This window comes from Cellulomonas gelida (assembly GCF_006538725.1).
In the GTDB taxonomy this organism is placed as follows: domain Bacteria; phylum Actinomycetota; class Actinomycetes; order Actinomycetales; family Cellulomonadaceae; genus Cellulomonas; species Cellulomonas gelida.
The window spans coordinates 1-25,156 of record NZ_BJLQ01000026.1 but is presented as its reverse complement, the minus strand read 5'-3'; the positions used below and the strand labels follow the sequence as shown (position 1 = coordinate 25,156).

Here is a 25,156-nt window from a genome sequence, read left to right as displayed (position 1 = left end):
GTTGTGGGGGGCGGGCTGGCAGACTGGGGCGCCGTCGGCGCCGCGCGCGACCGACGATCCGCCCTGGTGTAACGGCAGCACGCAGGCCTTTGGAGCCTTGCGGTCCAGGTTCGAATCCTGGGGGCGGAGCCATCCATCCAGTCCGGCGGCGGTGACCTCGACACGAACGAGTGATCGTGGCGTGCGCGGGTACCTCGCGGGCTGTCGTCGGCTCATGGGACGGCATGACGACTGACGAAGCCACGTTGACCGCCGATCCGACGACGCCGCTCGGCGCCTCCGAGCCCGCCCCTGCGGACGACCGCTCCGAGAGGACGGACCGCACGAGGCCCGCGTGGGGAAGGGCCGTCGGCGCGGCGGGCGGGGCAGCGGTCGTCGTCGGGCTGGGCACGGCGCTCGTCGCGCGGGTGCTGATGCGGCTCGTCGCGGGCGTCGTCGACGCCGAGACGGGGTTCTCGGTGGTCGGGACGCTCGGGATCGCGATCGTGTTCTCGGTGCTGATGGTGCCCGCCGCGGCCGGCGGGGCGATCGAGGCCCGCACGCGGCGCGCGGTCGTCGGGCTCGTCGGGGTGCTGACGACGAGCGTCGTGCTCGGGTGGGGGACCGCCACCACCGCGCTCGTGGACCTGGCGGACCACCCGCTGCGCGAGGGGCGCGAGACTGACCTGGTCGCGCTGCTGCTCGTCGGCTTCGGCGCGACCGTGGTCGTCGGTGCGGTGACTGCCCGCCGCCTCGCCCGGCGGTGGACGCTCGGGCGAGGCGGGGACGAGGTCAGCGGACGGTCGCTCGCGCGGCGGTGACGGTCGCGCCACCCTTGGCGGTCACGGTCGTCGTCGCGTCGCGGTAGCCGCCCACGTAGTCGGGGTCGGTGATCTTCAGGGTCTGCCGGCCCGGCTTGACGCCCGTGAGGGTGTAGCGGCCGGTCGCGTCGGTGGTGGCCTTGTGGCCCTCCTGCGACCAGACCGTGACCCCGATCGCGGGCTTGCCCTTGGTGTTCACGACGAGCCCGGTGACGGTCGCGCCCTTGCCGAGCCGCACGTCCCGCACGGAGTCCTTGCCGGCGCGCACGCTGAGGGCGACCTGCCCCCATGCGAGCGGGCTGGACGCCTTCGGCGTGACCTTCACCTGGTAGCTGCCGGAGACCACGCTGCGGATCGTGTACCTGCCGGTGGACCCGGTGCGCACCGTCGCGTACGCCGTGCCGTACTGGTCGTAGACGTGCACGGACGCCCCGGCGACGGGCTTGCCCGCCCAGTCGGTGACCTTGCCGGACACGGTCCGCAGCTCGCCGCGCGTGAGGGTCCCGAACGTCGCCGTCTTGTGCGCGCGGACGACGACCTGACGGCGCAGGTTCGAGCCGTCGACGTGCACGTAGTACGTCCCGGCGGGCAGCGCCGCGAAGCCGACCCAGCCGTCGGCGTCGGGCCGGAACGTGCCGAGGAACTCGCCCGACGAGGTCGACAGCGAGACGTCCTGCTTGGTGGGGCTCGAGCCCGTGGTCTTGACCTGGCCGTAGATGATCGCGTCGTCCATCAGCGTGATCTGCTTGGCCGCGACCGTCTCGCCCTGACGCGCCCACACGGTCGCCTTGCCCTCGGCGGGCAGCGACGACGTCCCGCCCTGCGCCTGCAGCCCGACCTCGCCGGTGGCGAGCCCGCGCAGGATGTACCGGCCGTCGCTGTTCGTCCGGGCGCTCACCTGGCCCTCGCGGTCGGTGTTCCACGCGTACACCGTGATGCCCTTGGCGGCGCGTCCGTCACGGCCGACGACGCGGCCCGTGATGGTCGCGGAGCGCACGAGCGCGATGTCCGCGACGCCGTCTCGGCCGAGCGGGACGACGACCTTCTTCGCGTCCGGCTTGCGGACCGTATTGCCGAAGTACGTCGTGAACCAGCGCCGCTCGGAGTCGCCGGCGACCCGCACGGAGTAGGAGCCGGGTTCGACGTCCCGTGAGTACCGGCCCGACGACGAGGTCTGGACGTACTCGCTGCCGATGTGGACGCGCGCGTCGTCGACAGCCTTGTCCCCGAGAGTGACGCGCCCGGTCACGTGCGACTTGCGGACGAGCCGGAAGACCCTGCCCGTGACGTCGGAGCCCGCCTTCAGCGTCAGCTTCGCGAGCACGGTGCGGCGGTAGACCTCGTTCCACTCGTCGAAGCGCACGGTGTACGAGCCGGCCGGCGCGAAGGTCGCTCCACGACCGTTCACGTCGGTCGCGAGCGTGAGGTCGGCCGTGCGCAGCTCGCGGTAGCCCGAGATCATCACGTACGGGACCGGCGTGCCGGTCAGGTCGTCGACGACCTGGCCCGACAGGGCGACGAGGCGCGGGTGGACGAAGGACACCTCCTCGCTGCCGTCGACGGTGACGGCGACCGTCGCGGGCGCGCTCTGCTCCCAGACGCTGTGGTAGGAGACGACGTAGTCGCCCGCGGGGACGTCCCGGAAGGTGATGACGCCGGAGGCGTCGGTGGCACCCTCGTCGACCGGGTCCTCGTCGGTACCGCCGGCAGGCAGGAGCCTGACGTCCTCGTCGGGGATCGGTGTGCCGCCGCGCGTCGTGACGGTCGCCGTGACGGTGTAGGTCTCGTCCGCGGCGGACGCAGCGGGTGCCAGGAGCACCCCGAGCGAGAGTACGAGTGCGCCGATCGACGCGGCAATGCGTGTCCTCATGTCGAGGCCCCCTGTCTGCCGCGCCCGGTGCGCGCCGTGAGCACCGTGGCAGAGCGGGGGCGGCCGGTCGATCCGGCGAACGGGTGGTGTGCCGCCGCAGGTCGGCGCGTCGGGGTCGTGTCGTCGTCGCCCCGGCACGCGGGTGGGTCCTTGGTCACACCGGACGGCCGGGACTCCCGGACCGTCCGGGAGCGGGGGAGCGCGGCGGTAGAGTGACGGACGCGCACGGTTCCGCCGCCCGGCTCGTCGGGCACACCCCGCGAGGAGCACCCACAGGTGACCACCCCCCGCCCAGCCGCCGTCATCGTCCTCGCCGCAGGCGAAGGAACACGGATGCGCTCGGCGACACCCAAGGTCCTGCACACCCTGGCCGGCCGGAGCATGCTCGGGCACGCGCTGGCGACCGCTCAGTCCCTCGACCCGGCCCGTGTGGTCGTCGTCGTGCGGCACGAGCGCGAGAAGGTCGCCGCGCACGTCGCGGACATCGCGCCCGAGGCGCTGATCGCCGACCAGGACGCCATCCCCGGCACGGGCCGCGCGGTCCAGGTCGCGATGTCGGCGCTCGACGCCGCCGCGCAGGCCGGCGCGGTGGCCGCGCTCGACGGCCCGGGCGTGCCCGGGTCCGCGTCGGGCGTGCTGCTCGAGGGCGCGGTCGTCGTCGTCGCGGGTGACGTCCCCCTGCTCGACGCGGGCACGCTGGGCGAGCTGCTCGCGGCCCACCACGCCGACGGCAACGCCGTCACGGTGCTCACCACCGAGCTCGAGGACGCGACCGGCTACGGCCGGATCGTGCGCGAGCCCGGCACGGGAGACGTGCTGCGGATCGTCGAGCACAAGGACGCGTCCGACGACGAGCGTGCGATCGGCGAGATCAACTCCTCCATCTACGTGTTCGACGCCGCGGTGCTGCGCAGCGCGCTCGGGCGTCTGGGCCGCGACAACGCGCAGGGCGAGGTGTACCTGACCGACGTGCTGGCGATCGCGCGTGAGGACGGCGGCCACGTGCGTGCGCTGCGCACCGACGACCCGTATGCGGTCGAGGGCGTGAACGACCGCGTCCAGCTCGCGGCGCTCGCAGCCGAGCTCAACCGCCGCCTGCTCGAGGACTGGATGCGCGAGGGCGTCACGATCGTCGACCCGGCCACGACGTGGGTCGACGTCGACGTGGAGCTCGAGCGTGACGTGACGCTCCTGCCCGGCACGCAGCTGCACGGCGCGACGGTGGTCCGCGAGGGCGCGAAGATCGGCCCGGACACCACGCTCACCGACGTCGAGGTCGGCAAGGGCGCGACGGTGTCGCGCACGCACGGCAGCCTCGCGGTGATCGGCGAGAAGGCCAGCGTCGGACCGTTCGCCTACCTGCGCCCCGGCACGGTCCTGGGCCGCAAGGGCAAGATCGGCACGTTCGTCGAGACCAAGAACGCGCAGATCGGCGACGGCTCGAAGGTCCCGCACCTGTCGTACATCGGGGACGCGACGATCGGCGAGCACTCGAACGTCGGCGCCGCGTCGGTGACGGTCAACTACGACGGCGTGCACAAGCACCGCACGACGATCGGCTCGCACGCCCGCACGGGCGCGGACAACATGTTCGTCGCGCCGGTCACGATCGGCGACGGCGCGTACACCGGCGCCGGCTCGGTGATCCGCCGTGACGTCCCCGCCGGGGCGCTCGGCGTGAGCGCGGGTGCGCAGCGCAACATCGAGGGCTGGGTGCAGCGCTCACGCGCGGGCACCCCCGCGGCCGAGGCCGCCGCCAAGGCGACCGGCTCGACGGGTGACGACGACCTGTCGCCGCAGGCCCGTGCCGAGCGCGAGCGCGCCGCGACCGCGGCCCGTGGCATCCCGGTGACGCCGCCGCCGACCCTGCCCGACCAGCCCGCCCACCTGCCGGACCCGGCACGGACCACCGAGAACGGCACCGAGGGGACGCACACGCGATGACCGGGATCATCTCCCACGACGGCGAGAAGCGACTGGTCGTCGTCTCGGGCCGGGCGCACGCCGAGCTGTCCGAATCGGTGGCCGAGGAGCTCGGCATCGAGCTCGTCCCGACCACCGCGTACGACTTCGCCAACGGCGAGATCTACACGCGGTTCGGGGAGTCGGTGCGCGGTGCGGACGCGTTCGTCCTGCAGCCGCACGCCTCGCCCGTGATCAACAAGTGGATCATGGAGCAGCTGCTCATGGTCGACGCGCTCAAGCGCGCCTCGGCCAAGACGATCACGGTCGTCGCGCCGTTCTACGGCTACGCGCGCCAGGACAAGAAGAGCCGCGGCCGTGAGCCCATCTCGGCGCGCCTGCTGGCCGACATGTTCAAGACCGCCGGTGCGGACCGCATCATGTCGGTCGACCTGCATACGTCGCAGATCCAGGGCTTCTTCGACGGCCCTGTGGACCACCTGTGGGCCATGCCGATCCTTGTGGACTACGTGCGCTCGCGCGTCGACCTGACGAACGTCACCGTGGTCTCACCCGACGCCGGTCGCATCCGCGTGGCCGAGCAGTGGGCCGCCAAGCTCGGCGGAGGCCCGCTCGCGTTCGTGCACAAGACGCGTGACGTGCGCACCGCCAACAAGTCGGTCGCCAACCGCGTGGTCGGTGACGTCGAGGGCCGCTCGTGCGTGCTCGTCGACGACCTGATCGACACGGGCGGCACGATCGCCGAAGCCGTGCGGGTGCTCAAGGAGGCCGGCGCGAAGGACGTGATCGTCGCCGCGACGCACGGCATCCTGTCGGAGCCGGCCGTGGGGCGCCTCAGCTCGTGCGGCGTGCGTGAGGTCGTCATCACGGACACGCTGCCGGTCGAGGACGAGAAGCGCTTCGAGCAGCTCACGGTCCTGTCGATCGCCCCGCTGATCGCCCGCGCGATCCGTGAGGTGTTCGACGACGGCTCGGTGACGAGCCTGTTCGACGGCAACGCCTGAGCCGAACGTCGCCCGGTCGGTGACCGGGCCCCGGTTGGGGCCTGGTCCCTGCAGCCTGTAAGATCCTCGGGTTGCCTCGGCGAGGGACGTCGGACGGCCGGTTGGAGCACCACCCACCGCACCGTTCAGTCCGTGATCGACTGGGCGAGCGCCTCCGCGTGTGTGCGTGACGCCCGTCCTGCGCCCCGCGTCGAGGCTGCGCCTGAACTTCCGTCCCCTCGTGGGACCACCGGCCCAAGCGCCAGCCTTCGTCAGTTCCGCGCGCCACCGTGCGCCCTGCACCACTGGAGTCATCGTGTCCGAGGTCAAGCTCGCCGCCACCGCCCGCACCGAGTTCGGCAAGGGTGCCGCGCGCCGCCTGCGTCGCGCGGGTCAGATCCCCGCCGTCCTGTACGGGCACGGCACCGAGCCGGTGCACGTCGCCCTGCCGGGCCACCAGACGATGCTCGCGGTGAAGCAGGCCAACGCGCTGTTCGAGATCGAGATCGACGGCAAGCCGGTGCTCGCCCTCGCCAAGGACGTCCAGCGCGAGCCGGTCCGCAACGTCATCGAGCACGTCGACCTCCTCATCGTGAAGAAGGGCGAGAAGGTCCTCGTCGAGATCCCCGTCGTGGTCGTCGGCGAGTCCGCCCCCGGCACGATCCACGTCGTCGAGACGCAGACGCTGGCGCTCGAGGCCGAGGCCACGCACCTGCCCTCGTCCGTCGAGGTCGACATCACGGGTCTGGCCGACGGCACGATCGTCAAGGCCAGCGACATCCCGCTGCCCACGGGCTCGACGCTGTCGGACGACGCGGACCTCGCGATCGTCGCGATCTCGACGCCGCGCGCGTCGGCCGAGGACCTCGCCGAGGACGCTGCGGCCGCCGAGGCCGCAGGCGCCTGAGCCTCCGCTCGCACCTGATCGACGCCGACGCCCGGTACCGTCACACGCGGTACCGGGCGTCCGTGCGTCCGGACCCGCCACGCTCCCACCTGGAGGACCTCCGTGACCGACGGACCCTGGCTCGTCGTGGGCCTCGGCAACCCCGGGCCGCAGTACGCGGGCAACCGGCACAACGTCGGGCAGATGGTGCTCGACGAGCTCGCGCGGCGCACGGGCGTGCCGTTCGGGGCGCGTGCCGGCGGACTGCTGTCGCGCCGCCCGCAGGCCGCGGTCGCCGAGGCGCGCCTCGGCGTGCTGCCCGGCGGCGCCCCCGGCCCGCGCGTCGTCCTGGCCAAGCCGACCACGTACATGAACGTGTCGGGCGGCCCCGTCGCCGCGCTCGCGAAGTACTACGGCGTCGAGCCCGAGCGCGTCGTGATGGTGCACGACGAGCTCGACATCCCGTTCGCCGACGTGCGGCTCAAGCGCGGCGGCGGCGAGGGCGGGCACAACGGCCTGCGGGACACCAGCAAGGCGCTCGGCACCAAGGACTACGTGCGGGTGCGCGTGGGCGTCGGGCGGCCGCCGGGCCGCCAGGACCCGGCCGACTTCGTGCTCAAGGACTTCTCGAAGACCGAGGCGAAGGAGCTGCCCTGGCTGCTCGACCACGCCGCGGACGCCGTCGAGGCCGTGGTGCTCGAGGGGCTCGAGGCCGCGCAGCAGAGGTACCACACCAAGGCCTGACGCCCGCCCCCTCACCCGATGGGGTCCAAACGGGTCGCGAACCGGGTGAAAACGGACAAAGAACGCTGACGGTATCTAAGCGGGCGAATAGCCTCCTTCTGTCACTGGAACGTCGTGCGGGACGTTCCAGGTGCTGATGGGGGAGAGATCGCTGATGACGCTCACCGTGGGGAGAGCCCCGGCCGCTGTTCCAGGACTGCCCGACCGCCGAGGACGTGCGGTCGAGCCACGCCGGTCCTGGGCGTCACCGGAGCCGTTCGTCCCCCGGGAGACGATCTTCAACTCGATGAGCGCGCGCCGCGTGCTGTGGCAGCACATGGGGGTGCGCTACGCGCTGCTGGCGATGCTGAGCGACGTCGTCGCCGCGGCGCTCGTGGGTGCCGCGGTCGCCGTCTCGGCGGTCCCGACCTCGCGCACCGCGGTCGTGGCGTTGCTCGCCGCGCCGCTGTTCGTCGCGGCCGTGGGCCTGTGCCGCGGGTACGGGCGCAACGTGCTGGGTGACGGGCCGACGGAGTTCCAGGCGCTCGGTCGCGCGGCGGTGACCCTCGGCGTCGTGGTGATGGCGCTCGCCTACTTCACGTGGGTCGACGTCCCGCGGCACGTCGTGCTGCTCGGCATCCCCGGCGTCGTCGTGCTCGCCGGCCTCCAGCGGTACGCGATGCGGCTGCGGCTGCACCGCCAGCGGTGCTCGGGCACCGCGATGATGGGCACGATCGTCGTGGGCGACCAGAAGTCGGCCGGCCGGGTGGTGCGGGACCTGTCCGCCGCGGTCCACCACGGCTACCGGGTCGACGGCGTGTGCCTGCCGTCCGTCGACGACGCGGATCTCGTCGAGGGCGTGCCCGTGGTCGGCGCGATCGCGGACGTCGTCCAGGTCGTCGCGGACCGGGCCGCCGAGGTCGTCGTCGTGACCGGTGCCTCGGTCCACGGCGAGGCGCTGCGTCGGCTGTCGTGGGCGCTCGGCCGCGCGGGTGCGCACCTCGTGGTCGCGCCCGACCTGGTCGAGGTCGCCGGGCCGCGGCTGTCGGTGCGTCCCACCGCCGGGCTCTCGCTGCTCGAGGTCCAGGTCGACCAGCCGCGGCGCAAGCTCATCGGCAAGTCCCTGCTCGACTTCGCCGTGTCCGTCCTGGCGAGCATCGTCGCGCTGCCGATCGTGCTGGTCAGCGCCGTGGCGATCCGGCTCGACTCGCGCGGGCCCGCGTTCTACAAGCAGACTCGCGTCGGCATCGACGGCTCCACGTTCACGATCTACAAGCTGCGCACGATGTACGTGGACGCGGACCGGCGCCGCTCGGAGCTCCAGGAGCTCTCCGAGGGCAACGACGTGCTGTTCAAGATGCGGCAGGACCCCCGCGTGACGCGCGTCGGACGCGTGCTGCGGCGGTTCTCGATCGACGAGCTCCCCCAGCTGTGGAACGTCGTGCGCGGCGACATGTCGATCGTCGGGCCGCGCCCGCCGCTCGAGTCCGAGGTCGCCGACTACCACGACAGCGTCCAGCGCCGCCTGCACGTCAAGCCCGGGCTGACGGGCCTGTGGCAGGTGAGCGGCCGCTCCGACCTCGACTGGGAGGAGTCGGTCCGGCTCGACCTGCGGTACGTGGACAACTGGTCGGTCGCGATGGACCTCATGATCCTGTGGAAGACCGGACGCGCCGTGCTGGCAGGGACGGGAGCGTATTGACCGTGCACTCCGAGGCGTCCGTCGGCGATCCTCCCGGGGACGTCGCCGGGGCTTCGGACGTCGACCCGGCGCCCAGCCCTCGACGGGGGTGGACCCGCCTGGTCCGTCGAGGACTGGGCGTCGTCCTGCTGGTGCTGGTCGTCGCGGGCGGCTGGCTCGTGTGGCGCGGCATCCAGCTCGTCGGCGCGTTGCGGGACGCGCAGGACGACCTGACGGCCGCGCGCGCCGCGGTCTCCGACGGGGACGTCGCCGCGCTCGACCCGCTCGTCCCCGGTCTGCAGGACGCGGCTGCGCGCGCGAGCGCTGCCACCGGTGACCCGGTGTGGCGCGTCGCGGAGCACGTGCCGTTCCTCGGTGAGCAGCTCGGTGCGGCGTCCGCCGTGGCCGACGCGCTCGAGGGCATGGCCACGGGGGCGCTCCCGCCGCTCGTCGAGGCGTCCGACGGGCTCTCGCTCGACGCGCTCGTGCCGCGTGACGGTCGCATCGACGTCGCCGCGCTGCGGACGGCCGCGCCCGCGGTCGCACAGGCCAGCGCCGCGACCGACGCGGCGGTCGCGAGGTTGCGCGACGTCGACGTCGACGCACTCGTGGGAACGCTCGCGGACAGGTTCGTCCCCGTGCGCGACGAGCTCGCGGACCTGGCGACGCAGCTCGACGGCGCCGACACCGCGCTCGCGACCATCCCGACGCTGCTGGGTGCGGACGGGCCGCGCAGCTACCTGGTCCTCGTGCTCAACCCCGCCGAGCTCCGCAGCGCGGGTGGCATCGTCGGCTCGGTGCTCGAGGTGCACGCCGTCGACGGCCAGATCGAGCTCGGCGACCAGCGACCGGCGCGTTCCCTGGCCCGGCCCGAGGCGACGGTGCTGCCGTGGAGCGCCGCGGAGCTCACGCTGTTCGGCGACGCACCGGCGCGGTTCATGCAGTCCGTCACGGCCACGCCCGACTTCGGCCGGACCGCCGAGCTCGCCCGCGCGCTGTGGACGCTCGACACGGGGCGCGACGTCGACGGCGTGATCACGGTCGACCCCGTCGTGCTCGGCTCGCTCCTGTCGGTGATCGGCCCGACGACGACGCCCGACGGCGCGGTGCTCGACGCGGGCAACGCGCTCGAGACGCTGCTGTCGGGCGTGTACCTGCAGTACCCGGACGGCGACGACTCGGACGCGTACTTCGCGGCGGTCGCGCAGGCCGTCACCGCGGCGACCCTCGCCGGGGGGTACGACGGGACGGCCCTGGTGGAGACGGTCCGGGAGGCGGCCGGCGACGGGCGGGCCGCGGTCTGGACCGCCGACGACGCGGTCACCGCCCGGCTCCGGGACGCGGGGCTGCTGCGGGACTTCCTCGGCGACGCCGAGCGCGCGGCGCGCACGGCGGGCGTGTTCCTCAACGACCGCACGATCTCGAAGATGGACTACTACCTGGCGACGGACCTGGCGGCCGATGCCCTGACGTGCTCGTCCGCCGGCGCCGCCACGCAGCTCGAGCTGACCCTGACCAGCAACGCGCCCGCCGACGCCGCCGGCACGCTGCCCGTCTACGTCACCGGGGGCGGGGTCAACGGCGTGCCCGCGGGGAGCATCGCGACGCAGGTGCTCCTGTACGCGCCGCGCGGCGGGACGCTCGACGAGGTCACGGTGAGCGTCGACGGCGGTGCGCCGGTGACGGTCGGACCGCGCCGGCAGGAGCAGGACGGCCGCCAGGTGGCGGCGCTCGACGTGGTGCTGACGCCGGGGCAGACGACGAGCGTGCAGGCGCGCGTCACGACTGCGTCGGGCGTCGAGACTCTCGAGATCGAGCGCACGCCGACCCTCGATGCCGGCCGGCACGGCCCGCAGCTGGCGTGCGGGGCCTGATCCGCGCATGACGAAGGGCGGGCGCCCTCGAGCGCGCCCGCCCTTCGTCGGTCGGCGTCAGAAGTTGGTGCGCGCGACCGCCACACCGTCGACGTAGGCGTTCCCGGCCACGTCGAGCGTCCAGGCCGTGGGGACCCGGATGGCGCAGTTCTTGTACGTCTGGCCGCGGCCGAACGTGTTGCCCGTGATGACGGCACCGGCCAGGGCGCCGCGCGTCGCGTTGTCGGCGATGTTGATGCTGCACCCGCCGTTGTCGATCCAGTTGTCCGTGATCCTGATGCCGGTGACCGCTGCGGTCGCCTGCGTGATCATCAGTGCCGCGCTGTAGGAGTCCTCCAGCGTGTTGTGGTGGATCGTGATGTTCGCACCACCCTGGATCTGGATGGTGTCGTCGTGGCTCGGGCCACCGCTCCAGTTCGGGTCGTTGTCGTAGTGCGAGTTGTCGTGCAGCCACGAGTCGACGACCGTCACGTTGTCGCCGTGGATGTGCACCGGGTCGACGACGTCGGAGATGTCGACGCGACGCAGGGTGAAGTTCCAGCCCTTGACGCCGTCGACGTTCGGCGACAGCTCGCTCGGGCGCAACGTCGAGTCCTCGATCGTCACCGAGTAGTCGTCGCCCTGGACGCGCACCAGATCATTGCGCTGAGCAGGAACGGAACCACGGATGATGGAGTTGCGGATGACCACGTTCTTCGCCTTGACATTGACGTAGCCGCGAATGTCCCAGCCGTCGATCACGGTGCCGTCGGTGCTGATCACGAGGTTGCCCTCGTGCACCTTCGAGAACACGCTCTGGCGTGCGCCGGTGTTCGTGGGACCGGGCTGCGCCGCACCGGTCTCGGGCGTCTGCTCACCCTTGTCGTCGTCGGGCTGCGAGGGCTCCGGGCTCACGGCCGGGTCGTCGTCGATCGACGTCGCGAGCAGGTCCGTCCACTGCGCGGTCAGCGGCGCGTTGGTGGCGCTGCTGGCGACGTAGGTGCTGACGCCGACGCCGCCGGCCGTCTGGAGGGACGCGGTGCTGTCGGTCGCGACGACCTGCCAGTCGGCGGGCTCGGTCGTCCCCTGGCGCCAGGCCTTGGCGCGCAGAGTCGTGGGCTTGGTGCCGGAGACCTGCACGCGGACCTGCAGCTTGTCGCCCGTCGAGTAGCCGGGGAGGCTGGTCGAGGACAGCGTCGTGGAGTTCATCGCCACGCCGAGCTGCGCCGCACCCGTGTCGAGCAGGCGCACGCGGGCGCTGTAGCTGTTGGTCGCGACCTTGCGGCCGATCGCCGCGAGGTACACCCCGGAGCCGGTCGCCGGCTTGTCGACGCTCACCGTCGTGGTGAGGTCCGTCTCGGTGCTGGACACCGCGGTGAGCTCGGACGTCCGGGTGGACCCGGCCGCCGTGACGACCTGGCGGCCGTTCGGGGTGGCGACCGCGTAGTTGGCGACCGAGCCGGCGTGCGTCCAGGCGCCGCCCTCGTCGGCCGTGCCCCAGCCACCGGTGCGGGTGACGTCGAAGTCGTCCGCGGCGAGCGCCGGGGGCGCGGGCTCGGTGACGACGACGTCCTGCGTGGTGGTCGACGTGTCGCCGTCGTTGTCGGTCACCGCGAGCGTCACCGCGTAGGTGCCGGCCTGCGCGTAGCTGTGCTCGGCGGTGGCACCGGTCGCGATCTCGCCGTCGCCGAACGCCCAGCTGTACTGCGCGATCGTGCCGTCGTCGTCCGCGGAGGCTGTGGCGTCGAACGTCGCGGCGAGGTCCGTCGAGGTGCTCGTGAAGCGCGCGTTCGGCAGGGCGTTCGGCACGTCGACGAGCTGCGACACCGTGACGTCGTCGTACGCGAACGGCTGCGGCAGGTTCGTGACCGAGCCCGACAGGTAGGAGTTCACAGCGACGTCGCCCGCGGTCTGCAGCGCCGCGGTCGAGCTCGTCGCGGTGAGCGTCCAGTCGCTCGGCTCGACGGTGCCTGCGCGCCAGGCCTTCGCGCGCAGCGTCGTCGGGCTGGTGCCCGCGGCCTCGACGCGGACCGTGATCGGGTCCCCGGCGCCGAACGTCCCGGGCAGCGTCGCGGTGGTCAGCGACGTGCCGCTCTCGACGAGCGCGAGGGTGCTCACGCCCGAGGCCTGCAGCCGGACCTTGGCGCCGTAGCTCGCGGCGCCGACGCGGCGTGCGAGGTACGACAGGTGGGTCCCGCTGCCCGTCTGCGCGGCCTGTGCGGTCGTCGTCGCGGTCAGGACGGTGCTCGTCGACGTCGCCGAGGGCAGGGCGGACGTGATCGTGGACCCGGCGCGCGTCACCGTCAGGACGCCCTTGCCGCCCACGGTCGAGAACTGCGTCGCGGTGCCGGTGTGCCGCCAGTCGCCGCCGGTCTCGGCTGCGCCCCAGCCGTCGGAGGTCGTGCGCGAGAACGTGTCGGCCGCGACCGTGCGCCACTCGTGGCGGACGGTGGGGGAGACCGTCGCGGTCGGGGTCGCGGTGGTCGCGGACGTCGCGGCCGCCTGTGCGGGCAGCGCGAGCCCGGTCGCGAGGAGTGCCGCGACCGCGGTGGCGCCGATGCGCCGCGCGGCCGGTGTGCCGGCGTTCACGCGGGGCAGGGGGACGTGCTTCATTGCGTGCTCCATGAGGGGGTGAAAGAACGGGTGAAATTGACGCGCGACGCCTTTGTCGCCTCGCCCGAGGAAATGCACCTCTTGGCGGATCAATCGGTGGAACCGACTCAAAAGTTACCGGTCTGTAAGGACGGGATTTCTGGCCCTAAAGGCCTATGTACGCCCTTCTCGCCCAGCACGGGAGGTAACGCCGCAGGTCAAGGCGCCGAACCGCGGAGCAATTCGGACTTGTGGAGATCCCGTGCCCGTCCCCGACGAATCGCGTAAACCGGCACCAAATCGCTCCTATTGCGCGATCTGTCCGAATTGACCCGTGACCTGAATCACGAAATGCGCACCCGTCAAGAAGTGACGTGCATCACAGAATGGGGGCGCCGCCGGCCGCGGCGGGGCCCCCGGGCGCCGGCGTACCCGGGCTCGGCACGGGGCCAAGCGGGTGAAACCGGACAAGGTGCAGTGAACGGCGCCAAAGTGGTCGATATCCTCACCAGGTCGCCTACCTCAGGAGCTGATGACGTTGGGCAGGGCACGGCAGGGGGCCGGTCCGCGGCCGGCACCGTTGTCGATCGCGATGATCGGCACGCGCGGTGTCCCGGCGCGCTACGGAGGCTTCGAGACGGCCGTCGAGGAGGTCGGCCGCCGGCTCGCCGAGCGGGGGCACCGCGTCGTCGTCTATTGCCGCTCGCACCCGGACGACGAGGGTCTGCCGACCTACCTGGGCATGCGCCGAGTCGTGCTGCCCGCGCTGCGCAAGCGCTCCCTGGAGACGCTGAGCCACACGGCGCTCTCGGTCGGCCACGTGCTCGGCCACCGGGTCGACGCCGCGTTCGTCTTCAACGCCGCCAACGCCCCGCTCCTGCCGGCCCTGCGCACCGCGCGGATCCCGGTCGCGACCCACGTCGACGGACTGGAGTGGAAGCGTGCCAAGTGGGGTCCCACGGGACAGCGCTACTACCGCCGCGCCGAGGAGCTCGCGGTGCGCTGGTCGGACGCGCTGATCGCCGACGCGCCGGGGATCGCCCGCTACTACACCGACGAGTTCGGTGTGCCGACCCGGTACCTCGCGTACGGCGCGCCGGTGATCGCCCAGGAGTCGAGTCGCCTCGGTGAGCTCGACCTGACGCCCGGGGGGTACCACCTCGTCGTCGCGCGGTTCGAGCCGGAGAACCACGTCGAGCTCGCGGTCGCAGGGTATGTCGCGAGCGCGGCGGAGCGCCCTCTCGTCGTCGTGGGCTCGGCGCCGTACGCGGACGACTACACGAACCGGGTGCACGCGGCGGCCGCCGACGACCCGCGCGTGCGCTTCCTCGGCGGGGTGTGGGACGCCGAGCTGCTCGACCAGCTCTACGCCAACGCCGCGACGTACGTGCACGGCCACAGCGTCGGCGGGACGAACCCGTCGCTCCTGCGCGCGATCGGTGCCGGAACGGCCACGATCGCCTACGACGTCTCCTTCAACCGCGACGTGCTGCGCGAGCACGGCCAGTACTTCGGCGACGCCGCGGGAGTGGCCCGTGCGGTCGAGGCCGCGGAGGCCGACCCGACCGCGACCGCGTCGGCGGGTGCGTCGCTGCGCGAGCGGGCGCGGGACTTCGACTGGGACGACGTCGCGACGGGGTACGAGTCGCTGGCCCGCGACCTGGTCGCGCGCAGCGCGCCCGGCCCGCAGCGGGTGCGGAGGCGGGGCGACGCGGGACGCGACGGTGCCCGGTCCGTCGCCGTGACGGCGGTGGCGCACGGTGAGTGAGCGCACCGCGCCCGTGCCCGCGGCCGACCGGTCGAGCTCGTACCGCGAGGCGTACGCGCGCCTGGTCGCGGCGCAGAAGACGGCCGCACGTGGCGCACCCGCGTACTCGCGGTTCGTCAACCGGCGTCTGGGGCGGTTCCTGGCCGCGTGGGCGTACTCCCGCGGGCTCACCCCGAACCAGGTGACCGGTCTCAGCGCGCTCGCGACGTTCACGGGCATCGCGCTGCTCGCTCTGCTGCCGCAGACGTGGTGGCTGGGCGTCGTCGTGGCCGGCGCGCTCGTCCTGGGCTACGCGCTCGACTCGGCCGACGGGCAGGTCGCGCGGCTGTCGGGCACCTCGAGCCAGGCGGGCGAGTGGCTCGACCACGTCGTGGATGCCACGAAGGTCGTGACACTGCCGCTCGCGCTGCTCGTCGGGCTCTACCGGTTCGACGCCGTCGACGACGGGTGGCTCGCGATCCCGCTGCTGCACGCGGTCGTCGGCACCGTGCTGTTCTTCGCGATGATCCTCACTGAGCAGATGCGCCGCGCGCGCGGGACGACGAGCGTCGCGGAGCCGGGGCAGGCGGGCCGGTTGCGCGCACTGCTCCTGGTGCCCACGGACTACGGCGTCCTGTGCCTGTCGTTCCTGCTGCTCGGTCTGCCCGTCGCGTTCCTCGTCGTGTACGGCGCTCTCGTGCTGGCCACGACCCTGTTCGTCCTCGCGGCCCTGGTGAAGTGGTTCCGCGAGCTCTCCTGATTGTCGGTTTGGTCGCAATTCGATAACGGCTGTGACGAAGGTCACATCTCGATGTCGGCGATGTCACGATTGCGCCGTCATGCCTGGTGGGCCCGCGTGGCGCGCGTCCAGGCGCTCGCCCGTCCGCCGGCGATCAGGACACCCGATCGCCGGGTCCCATTCACTCGTCCGTGTGCTCGCCCTAGGCTCCCGAACCAACGACGGCGCCCTCGCAGCGCCGTCGTCGCGCAGTCGGACAGTGAAGCAGCCGGACAGAGAACCTGGGGCGATGATCGGACAACGAGCACTCTCGGCGGTCGCGACCGTCGTCGGCGCGCTCTTGGTCGGCATGGTCGCCGGCGGCATGGCCTCGGCCCAGGTCGTCCTCGACGAGGTCGGTGCCCCGGCGCCCCACGTCGCCGCCCGTCCGGCGCCCCTCGCTGACGGCGTCGCACCGGCCGGTGCGACCGACGGCGGTGCCGCTGCGGGAGCCGCGGGCGGCTCGTCCGCGGCCGGGTCCCTCGGTACCGAGGTGCGGTTCGAGAACGCCGACGAGGGACGCAACCAGGCGACCGTCTGCCTGGTCCGCTTCTGGCGGTGCGAGGGCGTCGACCAGCCGATCTCCCGGAACCGGCCGGGCATCACGACCCCGGCCCCGAGCCCGTCGACGACCCCCAGCCCCGGCGCGACCGCGTCGCCGAGCCCGACAGCCTCGGCCACGCCGTCGCCCGCGCCGAGCACCAGCCCGGCCCCGCAGCCGACGACGTCCCCGACGCGCCCGCCGAGCACGCCCAGCCCGTCGCCGAGCGCGCCGTCCACCGGGCGTCCCGGGCCCGGCAACACGGGCGTCCCCACCGGCACGCGCCTGACGGTCGTCGACGGCGACGTGAAGGTCACCGAGCCCGGCACCGTCATCGACGGCAAGGAGATCCGCGGCATCGTCTGGGTCCAGGCGCCCGGCACGGTCATCCGCAACTCGGTGATCAACGGCCGTGCGGTCAGCGCCAGCATCGCCCTCGTGATGGTGCAGGGCAGCGGCAGCGTCACGATCGAGGACTCCGAGCTCTACGCGCGGATCCCCTCGCCTCACCTGCGCGGCGTCATCGGCAGCAACTTCACGCTCACGCGGGTGGACATCCACACGGTGACCGACCAGCTCATGGTCACGGACGGCGACGTCCTGGTGCAGGACTCGTGGTTGCACGACAACGTGCGGTTCGCGAACGACCCGAACCAGGGCGGTGACTGGACGCACGACGACAACGTCCAGATCAGCAAGGGCGACGGCATCAAGCTGCTGCGCAACACGTTCTCCGGCTCGCACAGTGCGTCGGTGATGGTCACGCAGGACCAGGGTGCGGTCAGCAACCTCTCGATGGTGGGCAACCACATCAGCGACGGAGGCTGCGCGGTGAACCTCGCCGAGAAGGGGTACGGCCAGATCAGCCCCGTGGCGCTGAAGAGCAACGTGTTCACCCGGACCCAGATCCACGCCGGCTGCGCGATCGTCGCGGACCAGGCGACGCTCAACGCGCTCGTCCTGTCCGGCAACGTCTGGTCCGACGGGACAGCCGTCAAGGCGCGGCCGCGCAGCTGACCGACCGATCCACGACCAGCCCCGGGGTCGCGTCGTTACGATCGGGCACATGCCGCAGACCGCCCCTGACGAGACACCCGCGGACGGTGCGGTCGTCGTCGTCAACTACGGCTCGTCCGCGCTGCTCGCGCGCAACCTGAGCGCGTTCGCCGCGACCCCCGGTGTGCGGGTCGTGGTCGTGGACAACCTGAGCTCGCCCGACGAGCGCGCAGCGATCACCGCGCTCGCGGACCGGCACGGCTGGGAGCTCGTCACCCAGCCGAACGTCGGCTTCGGGGCGGGCATGAACGCCGGCGCCGCACGCGCGCTGGCGCTCGGCAGCCGGGCCCTGCTGCTGCTCAACCCCGACGTCGAGATCGACCCCCACGCCGCCGCCGACCTGCTCGCGCAGGCTGCCGCCGACGACGCCCTGATGATCGCCCCCGCGGTGCGGCACGGCGACGGGCGGCCCGCGTTCTCGCGCGGCACGCTCGACCTGCGCACCGGTGCGCTGGCGACCCGCGGCCCGCTCGACCCGGACCATGAGCCGTGGCTCACGGGCGCGTGCCTCGCGCTGTCCGCCGGCCTGTGGGAGCGGATCGGCGGCTTCAGCGCCGCGTACTTCATGTACTGGGAGGACCTCGAGCTGAGCGTGCGCGCCAACCGGGCGGGCGCTCGCCTCGTCGTGCGCGACGACGTCGTGGCGACCCATGACGTCGGCGGGACGCAGGGCACGGGCAAGTCGGCGCTGTACCGCTACTACAACTGCCGCAACCGCCTGCTGTTCGCGCGCCGCAACCTCCCGCGTCGCGCAGCGCTGCGCTGGCTCGCGGGCGCGCCGGGCTACGCCTGGGACGTGGGGACGCGCGGCGGTGGCCGGGGGCACGCGCTGCGGCACCCGGCGACCACGCTGTGGCCCGCGCTGCGGGGGTCGTGCGCGGGCGCCTGGCTCCTGCTCGGGCGACGCGCGCCCGGCGGCGATCAGCGCGTCGTGGAGTCCCGGCCCCACGGCGTGGCCGAGCCGCGCCGCCGGTGACGACGGTCGATCGCGTGCGCGGGTAGCTCGACCGCGTACCAGACGACCGTCCCGACCAGGCCGTCGTCGGCCAGCCGGGACCGCCACGTGCGCGGGGCGCGCGGGAACGCGCCCTGGGTGGGGGAGGCCGGACGGCGGTCGGGCGGCAGGACCCGGGCGAGCTCACGGCCGCCGGCGATGATGCGCGCGCGTCGGCGCACCTGGGCGCGCAGCGTCCGGGGCGGGCGGACCGTCGACGTCCCCGCGCTCACGACGCGCTCGTGCGGGGCGAACACCGCGCGCGCCCAGCCGTCGTCGGCGATGACGTCGGGCAGGTCCGCGAGGCGCGGCAGGCCCGCGCGGTTCACGGCGTAGACGCCCCTCGCGCCGATGTCGCCCGTCCGCACGTGCGGCTCGTGCAGCCATGCCGCGTAGTACCGGCGTACGGCCCACGAGGACGCGGACAGGTCGAGCTCGAGCGCAGGCGCCCCGACGCGCGGCTCGGTGCCGGCGAGCGCGGCCGCGAGCCCGGGCAGTGCTGCGTCGTCGAGCACCACGTCGGCGTCGACGACCGCGACCACGTCCTCGTCCGCCGCGTGCGCGAGCCCCGCGCGTACCGCCTGGGCCTTGCCGCTCGTCGGCAGGTCGACGACCGTCACGCGTGGCTCGCCCAGCTCGCGCACGCGATCGGCCGTGCCGTCCGTGCACCCGTTCGCCACGACGACGACCCGCGTCTGGACGCCGGGCGCGGCCAGCAGCGAACCGACGCAGCGGGCGATCACCTGCTCCTCGTCGTGCGCCGGGACCACGACGAGCACGCGCGGCAGGCTCATGAGACGTCCGCCGCGACCCGCGGGCCGGCCAGGGCGTCGAGGGCGGACGCCACGGCGTCGCCGTAGCGCTGCGTGCCAAACCGCGCGAGCGCGTCCGCGCGGCCCTGGGCCGCCAGGCGTCGGCGCAGGTCGGGGTCGTCCGCGAGCGCGCGCACCGCGGCAGCGAGCGCGGTCGGGTCGTCGGGCGGGACGAGCAGGCCGGTCTCGTGGTCCCGCACGATCTCCGCGAGCCCCTGCACGCGCGACGCGACGACCGCGCGGTGCGCGAGCAGGGCCTCGACCGCGGCGTTGCCGAACGGCTCGACGCGCGAGGGCACCAGGGCGACGTCGGCCCGCTCGAGCTCGTCCCACACCGGGTGGACGAACCCGAGCAGCTCGACGCGGTCGCCGAGCCCGTGCTCGGCGATCCGCCGGCGCAGGTCGTCCTCGAACCACTCGTACCCCTCGAACACGCTGCCCGCCAGGCGCAGGCGCACGTCGTAGCCGTCACGGACGAGCCGGTGCACGGCCTCGACCGCGACGTCGGTGCCCTTGCGCGGTGAGAGCCGGCCGACGAGCACGACGCGCAGCGGGCCGTCCTGCTCGCGCGGCGACGGGTCCACCGGCGGGCCGGGCACCCCGTTGACGACGACGGTCGTGCGCCGCGCGAGGCTCGGGAACGCGCCCCCGAGGGCGCGCTGCGCCGCGGCGCTGTTCGCGACGAGCGCGTCGGCGAGCAGGAGCGGGGCGGTCAGGCCTGCGGTGATGGCGCGCGGCTGGTCCTCCTCGGCCTCGTGGACGTGGCACAGCGACGGCACGCGCGCGAGCCGGGCGGCCGCGAGCCACACGGGGATCGTCACGGTGCTCACGTAGAGCACGTCGGCGTGCGTCGAGCGCAGGAACCTGGCCGCGCGCACCAGGGCCGTCGCCGACCGTGCCGCGAGCCCGACGAGACCGCGTGGGCTCAGCAGCGACTTGCGCAGCACCGGGAACGAAGCGATCACCACGTCCGCGCCCAGCCCGTGCGCGCGCTCCGCGAGGGGGCCGTCGGCCGGCAGCACGAGGGTGACGGTCCACCCCGCCGCGAGCGCCGCGCGGACGGACTCGAGCATCTGCAGGTCCGCCCCGTAGAGCTCGGTGGACGGGTGGGCGACGACGAGCCGACGCGTCCCGCTCGTCGTGCGCGATCCCACGGTGAACCTCCGGTGAGCGGGCGAATTCCGCGGAAAGCGGGCGAAGGGGACCGCTGGATGCTATCGAAGTCGGTACTGTCCCCACCGGGCCGTCGAGGGTGAACTCGGTGGTCAGACGGGTGGTCAGACGGGTGGTCGAGGCGGGGAGCGGGACGATGCAGGGTGGGTGCGGCACGGAGCGCGTCGTCGTGGCGATGCTCACGTACCGACGACCGGACGACCTGCGCGAGGCCGTCCCGGCCTTCCTCGCGGCGTCGCAGGACGAGGGCGCGACGCTGCTCGTCGTCGACAACGACCCCGACGGGTCGGCGCGTGCGTGGGTCACGGCCTACGACGACGCACGGCTGCGGTACGCGCACGAGCCGCGTCCCGGCATCGCCGCGGCGCGCAACCGCGCGCTCGACGAGACGGCCGACGCCGACGTGCTCGTGTTCGTCGACGACGACGAACGGCCCGAGCCGGGCTGGCTCGAGGCGATGCTCGGCTACCACCGCAGCACCGGGGCGCCCGTGGTCGTCGGGGCGGTCGTCGCGGACTACGAGCAGCCGCCCGAGGGGTGGATGACCGCGGCCCCGTTCTTCGGTCGGCGCCGGCTGCGCACCGGCACCGAGCTCGAGGCCGCCGGCACGGGCAACCTCCTGCTCGACCTGCGCGCGGTGCGACCGCTCGGCGTGCGGTTCGACGAGCGGTTCGGGCTCAGCGGTGGCAGCGACACCATGTTCACGCGCACGCTCGTCGCCCGGGGCCTGCGCCTGGTGACCTGCGACGAGGCCGTGGTTCGTGAGCGCATCCCGGCCGACCGCATGACGGCCGGGTGGGTGCTGCGGCGCGCACGGCGCAGCGGCAACTCGGCGGCTCGTGCCGAGCACGCGGTCGCGCGGCCGGGCGTCGAGCGGGCGCTCGTCGTCGTGCGCTACGCGGTGCGCGGTGGTGTGCGGGTCGCGGGCGGGCTCGTGCGCACGGCGCTCGGGGCCGTACGGCGGGACCCGGTCGAGCAGCTCATGGGACGACGCACCACGCAGCGCGGGGTCGGGATGCTCGCGGGTGCCGCGGGCCGAGTGGTCTCGGAGTACGAGCGGGTCTGACGCGCGTCGGCCTGCCGGAACGGGGCCGACGGGCCCCGCGGCCCGCTGCTCTCAGCCGTCAGCCCTCAGCCGTCGGTCGCCGGCGTCGTGCCGCGACCGGTGCGGCGCAGCGCGAGCGTGCCCGCCCGCCGCAGGGTCTGCGCGTCACGCCGCAGCGCGGGGACGACGAGCGCGCACACGGCAGCGGCGGCCAGCCCGGCCGACGCCCCGACGACGCACTGCCACCACGGTCCCGCCTCGTGCAGCAGGTCCACGGCCAGCCACGTCGCCGCCGCGGTGAGCGCGCCGACCGCGAGCACGCGCCCGGCGCCGCCGTACAGGCTGCGGACCGGCACGGGCGTGACGCGGCTGAGCCACCACAGCGAGATCGGCCACGCGAGCATCGGGGCGATCGCGTACCCGGCGGCCACGCCGACCACGCCCCACGTGCTGCCGACCACGATGCACACGATCCGGATCGCGGCCGACACGAGCGTGTACTGCATGAGGTCGCGCGTGAGACCGCGGGCGAGGTACACCCAGTAGCCGACGTACGACAGCGTCTGGAAGATCCCGGCGACCGCGAGCAGGCGGAGCACCGGCGGCACCTGCGCCCACGGGTCGCCCAGCAGGATCGCGACGAGCGGGACGGCCACACCCGTCAGCACGGCGAGCGCGACGGTCACCGGGTAGGCGAGCACGAGTTGGCCCGTGCGCACGACCTGGTCGAACGCGGGGGAGATGCCCGCCCGGCTGAGGACGGGCAGCGCGACGGTCACGCTCGGTGCGCGCACCTGGTTGAGCGGGTTCATCAGGAGCTGGAACGCGCGGTTGTAGATGCCGAGCGGCGCGGGGCCGAACCGGTACCCGATCGTGAGCGAGTCCACGTTGTTCGCGAGGTAACCGACCAGCTGGCTGACGAGCAGGTTGCGGCCGAACCGGTACAGGCCGCGCATGGGGGCGCTGCGGTCGTACCGGCCGGGCAGCCAGCGGGCCGAGGCGCCGAAGGCGACGAGCGCGACGACGGACTGCGTCAGCTGCTGCGCGACCAGCGCCCAGTACCCAGCCCCGGCCAGAGCGAGCGCGACGCCCGTGGCCAGCGCGAGCGCTGGTGCGAGCACGTCGGTGCGGGCCACGGCGCCGAACCGCATCGCGCGCACCAGGTCGGCGCGGTACTGCGTCATCATCCCGTTGAGCAGGAACGTCACGGACAGTGCGCGGGTGATCGCGACGAGCGCGGGCTCGTCGTACAGCGCGGCGAGCGGCTCGGCGAGCGCGAACACCACGACCCCGATCGCCGCGCCGATCCCGGAGTTGAGCCAGAACAGGTTGGAGCGCTGCTCGCGGCTGAGCGTCGCGGCCTGGATCGCGGCCGAGCTCAGGCCGAAGTCGCGCAGGATCTCGCCCACGCCGACGATCGCCACGACCATCGCGACCAGGCCGTAGTCGCGCGGGTCGAGCAGACGCGCCAGGACGACGACCGTGAGCACCTGGATGAGCAGGCGCGCGACCAGGCCCAGGCCCGTGGGCAGGACGCCGCGGGCCGCGCTCTGCTGCAGCGACACGGTCATGCCGACCGCCGCAGCGCGCCTGAGCGCACCCGACGGAACGTGCCGCGGGCGGTCTGCACCGACTCGCGCAGGTGCTGCCCGCCGAGCCGCACCAGGCCGAAGCCGCGGTAGCGCGGCACCCGCGCACCGGCGACGCGCGCGCCGAGCAACCGGCCCGCGAGCGTCCGGCGACGCTTGCGCTGCGACGGCTGCACGGCCATGACCTCGTCGGGCGTGATCGGGCGGACCGTCAGCACCCCCGCGGCGACTGCGCGCCGCACGAGGTCGAGGCCGCGCGGGGTGCGTGCGACGAGCGCGCTCCAGCCGTCGGACTCGTCGAACACCGGGTAACCGCGCTCGTCGGCGCGCCAGAAGTCGCCCGCCGTGACGTCGCTGCTCTCCCCGATGCCGTCCGGGCAGGTCCGGCACCGCCACTGGACGGCGGGGCCCAGCACGCCGCCCCACGACTCCTCGTACGAGGCCGACACCTGCTCGCCGCCCGGCCCGCGCACCGTGAACCGGCCGGGCCACCCGCGACCGCGGTACCAGAGCTCGTCGGGGACCTGTCCGGGCGCGAGCCCGAGCTGCTCGACGAGAGCGTCGGTCGCGTGCGCCGACGGCGTCCCCGCGCAGAAGAAGGACAGCAGGAGCGGCGCGGGGGCGCCCTGCGCGCGCGACAGTGCACGCAGGGCCGCGGCCTCGCAGGGCTTGCCGATCGTCGCGCCGCCCGCGTCGGTGGCGAGCGGGTGAGCGGCCGCCGAGGCGGGCTCGTAGCGGGAACCCGCGGAGGCGAGCGCCTCGGCGCGCGTGCGGATCGTCACCGACACGGTCCGGCGGGGATCGGCCGCCGCGCGCGCCCCGACGACCTGCGCCACCTCGCCGGTGCTCGTCGCCCACGCCGCGAGCGCGCTGAGGACGCCGCCCGAGCTCCCGCGGTGCCGCAGATCCGGGTCGGTGGCCGCCGCCTCCCAGCACGCCAGGACGGGGCCGAGCTGCGGGTGGTAGGTCGCGGCGGGGGCGGCCCCGCGCCCGGGCCGCTGCGCGCGCACCGTCATCCCGGGGCACGCCGCGCGGAACGTCCGCACCGCCTCGTCGTCGGCGGTCGAGGCGCCGACGCGGTGCGGTCGGGCGAAGCCGTGCGCGTCGAGGGTGAGCGCGAGGCCGTCGTCGAGCTGCGCGCACATCCCGCAGCCCGTGCAGCACCCGGTCCCCACGACGCGGTCGATCAGGGCGTCGAGGCGTGCGGCGGCGGGCTCGCTCACCTGACGCCCCCGACCTCCCCGAGCGCGACCACCGCGCGCCCGAGCAGCTCCTGGGCGCGGGCCAGCGTGTGGTCGACCTCGCTCGTGAGGTCCAGGCGCGAGAGGGCGAGCACCGCGGCGGCCGGGTCCTCGGCCGTGCGCAGGTCGACCGTGTGCTGCCACCCGAGGTCCTTCAGCAGCGGCTCGAACTTGCGCGAGTACGCCAGGGGGACGGCGGGCGTGCCGGTCGACAGCGCGTTGAGGCACGCGTGCATGCGCGAGCCGACGACGAGACGCGCGGAGGCGGTGACCGCGCGGACGTCGTCGAGGTCGTCGGGCACGACCAGCTCGACGTCGCCGTCGTCGAGCAGCTCGGCGAGCTCCTTGACCGCGGGCACGTCGTTGTCCGCGACGGGCGAGTCGAGCACGTGCGCGAGGAGGCTCAGGCGCCGGCCGTCGGCCACGAGCCCGCGCGCCACGTCGGTGACCGCGCGCCGGTACGCGACGTGGTCGACGTGCGGGTTCTCGGCCCACAGCAGCCCCGAGACGTTGAGCACGACGTCGCGGCTCGTCGCGACGGCGGGCCGGGGCAGCGCGAACACGACGTCGGTCGACTCGACGTCCACCGGGCGGCGCAGCGAGCGCGCGTACGCGGCGCTGGCCGAGTCGCGCGACATGACGAGTCGGGCGTCCTTCATGGAACGACGCCCGACCGCCCGGGCCCGGCGCGAGGCGAACGGCCCGATGGTCTGCGGCGCCATGACCAGCGGCGTGCTGGTGCTCGCGACGAGCCGGGCGAGCAGGCTGTGCGTGGCCAGCCGCCGCAGGCCGTACATGTCGCTGAAGCTGTCACCCGCACGGGTGTCGACCACCAGGTCGAACCCGGCGAGCCAGTCGCGCAGCGGCTC

19 protein-coding genes and 1 tRNA gene are annotated in these 25,156 nt (G+C 73.8%); 13 read left to right on the top strand and 7 right to left on the bottom strand.

The features are described from left to right. Window positions 1-57: 57 nt before the first annotated feature. Together CGE01nite_RS11785 and CGE01nite_RS11780 are read left to right on the top strand one after the other, a co-directional pair. Window positions 58-132 (top strand) — tRNA-Gln (locus CGE01nite_RS11785). Window positions 133-224: 92 nt separating this feature from the next. Continuing rightward, entirely contained in the window at window positions 225-800 is a 576-nt protein-coding gene (locus CGE01nite_RS11780; RefSeq protein ID WP_141371139.1) for a hypothetical protein, read from the top strand. Here CGE01nite_RS11780 and CGE01nite_RS11775 read toward each other — a convergent pair. Further along, the gene (locus CGE01nite_RS11775; protein WP_141371137.1) at window positions 772-2,670 is read right to left on the bottom strand and encodes a carboxypeptidase regulatory-like domain-containing protein; all 1,899 of its coding nucleotides are present in this window, start codon (window positions 2,668-2,670) and stop codon (window positions 772-774) included. The two genes, CGE01nite_RS11780 and CGE01nite_RS11775, sit on opposite strands and share 29 nt — an antisense overlap. A gap of 276 nt (window positions 2,671-2,946) precedes the next feature. On the opposite strand from CGE01nite_RS11775, the gene glmU reads away from it, so the two are divergent. The 6 genes from glmU to CGE01nite_RS11745 all read left to right on the top strand — a co-directional run bounded on the left by glmU (window position 2,947) and on the right by CGE01nite_RS11745 (window position 10,740). After that, entirely contained in the window at window positions 2,947-4,614 is a 1,668-nt protein-coding gene (gene glmU / locus CGE01nite_RS11770) for a bifunctional UDP-N-acetylglucosamine diphosphorylase/glucosamine-1-phosphate N-acetyltransferase GlmU (protein ID WP_048342208.1), read from the top strand. Beyond that, window positions 4,611-5,597, top strand: coding sequence for a ribose-phosphate diphosphokinase (locus tag CGE01nite_RS11765; protein ID WP_141371135.1), 987 nt, complete (start codon window positions 4,611-4,613; stop codon window positions 5,595-5,597). Before glmU ends, CGE01nite_RS11765 begins: the two co-directional genes overlap by 4 nt. Before the next feature lie 295 nt (window positions 5,598-5,892). Further along, window positions 5,893-6,483 (top strand): 50S ribosomal protein L25/general stress protein Ctc, encoded by a 591-nt coding sequence (locus CGE01nite_RS11760; protein ID WP_048342206.1) that lies wholly within the window; start codon window positions 5,893-5,895, stop codon window positions 6,481-6,483. Window positions 6,484-6,585: 102 nt separating this feature from the next. Next, the gene (pth, locus tag CGE01nite_RS11755) at window positions 6,586-7,206 is read left to right on the top strand and encodes an aminoacyl-tRNA hydrolase (protein WP_141371133.1); all 621 of its coding nucleotides are present in this window, start codon (window positions 6,586-6,588) and stop codon (window positions 7,204-7,206) included. Between the two features lie 286 nt (window positions 7,207-7,492). Beyond that, window positions 7,493-8,887: a sugar transferase gene (locus tag CGE01nite_RS11750; RefSeq protein WP_229747257.1), complete on the top strand. Its 1,395-nt coding sequence runs from the start codon at window positions 7,493-7,495 to the stop codon at window positions 8,885-8,887. 2 nt (window positions 8,888-8,889) lie between these two features. After that, window positions 8,890-10,740 carry a DUF4012 domain-containing protein gene (locus CGE01nite_RS11745; RefSeq protein WP_141371129.1) on the top strand — a complete coding sequence of 617 codons (1,851 nt, stop codon included), beginning with the start codon at window positions 8,890-8,892 and terminating at the stop codon, window positions 10,738-10,740. Window positions 10,741-10,797: 57 nt separating this feature from the next. On the opposite strand, the gene CGE01nite_RS11740 is transcribed toward CGE01nite_RS11745, so the two are convergent. Beyond that, window positions 10,798-13,332 carry a PKD domain-containing protein gene (locus tag CGE01nite_RS11740; protein ID WP_170210960.1) on the bottom strand — a complete coding sequence of 845 codons (2,535 nt, stop codon included), beginning with the start codon at window positions 13,330-13,332 and terminating at the stop codon, window positions 10,798-10,800. 571 nt (window positions 13,333-13,903) lie between these two features. Here CGE01nite_RS11740 and CGE01nite_RS11735 point away from each other — a divergent pair. From CGE01nite_RS11735 to CGE01nite_RS11720, 4 genes are all read left to right on the top strand, one after another. After that, window positions 13,904-15,079, top strand: coding sequence for a DUF1972 domain-containing protein (locus CGE01nite_RS11735; RefSeq protein WP_141371125.1), 1,176 nt, complete (start codon window positions 13,904-13,906; stop codon window positions 15,077-15,079). Continuing rightward, on the top strand, window positions 15,072-15,818 hold the full coding sequence (locus tag CGE01nite_RS11730; protein ID WP_307722641.1) for a CDP-alcohol phosphatidyltransferase family protein: 747 nt from the start codon (window positions 15,072-15,074) through the stop codon (window positions 15,816-15,818). The genes CGE01nite_RS11735 and CGE01nite_RS11730 overlap by 8 nt, the downstream gene beginning before the upstream one ends. A gap of 268 nt (window positions 15,819-16,086) precedes the next feature. Further along, window positions 16,087-17,394: a hypothetical protein gene (locus tag CGE01nite_RS11725; RefSeq protein ID WP_048342202.1), complete on the top strand. Its 1,308-nt coding sequence runs from the start codon at window positions 16,087-16,089 to the stop codon at window positions 17,392-17,394. A gap of 49 nt (window positions 17,395-17,443) precedes the next feature. Further along, on the top strand, window positions 17,444-18,409 hold the full coding sequence (locus tag CGE01nite_RS11720) for a glycosyltransferase family 2 protein (RefSeq protein ID WP_141371123.1): 966 nt from the start codon (window positions 17,444-17,446) through the stop codon (window positions 18,407-18,409). On the opposite strand, the gene CGE01nite_RS11715 is transcribed toward CGE01nite_RS11720, so the two are convergent. Then, window positions 18,355-19,221, bottom strand: coding sequence for a glycosyltransferase family 2 protein (locus tag CGE01nite_RS11715; protein WP_141371121.1), 867 nt, complete (start codon window positions 19,219-19,221; stop codon window positions 18,355-18,357). The genes CGE01nite_RS11720 and CGE01nite_RS11715 overlap by 55 nt on opposite strands. Further along, window positions 19,218-20,393, bottom strand: a complete 1,176-nt coding sequence (locus CGE01nite_RS11710) for a glycosyltransferase (protein WP_229747256.1) — start codon at window positions 20,391-20,393, stop codon at window positions 19,218-19,220. Before CGE01nite_RS11710 ends, CGE01nite_RS11715 begins: the two co-directional genes overlap by 4 nt. A gap of 155 nt (window positions 20,394-20,548) precedes the next feature. On the opposite strand from CGE01nite_RS11710, the gene CGE01nite_RS11705 reads away from it, so the two are divergent. After that, window positions 20,549-21,478: a glycosyltransferase family 2 protein gene (locus tag CGE01nite_RS11705; protein ID WP_141371119.1), complete on the top strand. Its 930-nt coding sequence runs from the start codon at window positions 20,549-20,551 to the stop codon at window positions 21,476-21,478. A gap of 65 nt (window positions 21,479-21,543) precedes the next feature. Here the strand turns inward: CGE01nite_RS11705 and CGE01nite_RS11700 are convergent, their stop codons facing one another. From CGE01nite_RS11700 to CGE01nite_RS11690, 3 genes are all read right to left on the bottom strand, one after another. Beyond that, window positions 21,544-23,028 (bottom strand): lipopolysaccharide biosynthesis protein, encoded by a 1,485-nt coding sequence (locus CGE01nite_RS11700; RefSeq protein WP_141371117.1) that lies wholly within the window; start codon window positions 23,026-23,028, stop codon window positions 21,544-21,546. After that, complete coding sequence (locus tag CGE01nite_RS11695) at window positions 23,025-24,269, bottom strand: Coenzyme F420 hydrogenase/dehydrogenase, beta subunit C-terminal domain (RefSeq protein WP_218022622.1); 1,245 nt, start codon at window positions 24,267-24,269, stop codon at window positions 23,025-23,027. The genes CGE01nite_RS11700 and CGE01nite_RS11695 overlap by 4 nt, the downstream gene beginning before the upstream one ends. Then, a partial coding sequence (locus tag CGE01nite_RS11690; protein ID WP_141371115.1) for a polysaccharide pyruvyl transferase family protein occupies window positions 24,266-25,156 on the bottom strand: 891 nt, incomplete at its 5' end. The genes CGE01nite_RS11695 and CGE01nite_RS11690, both read right to left, overlap by 4 nt.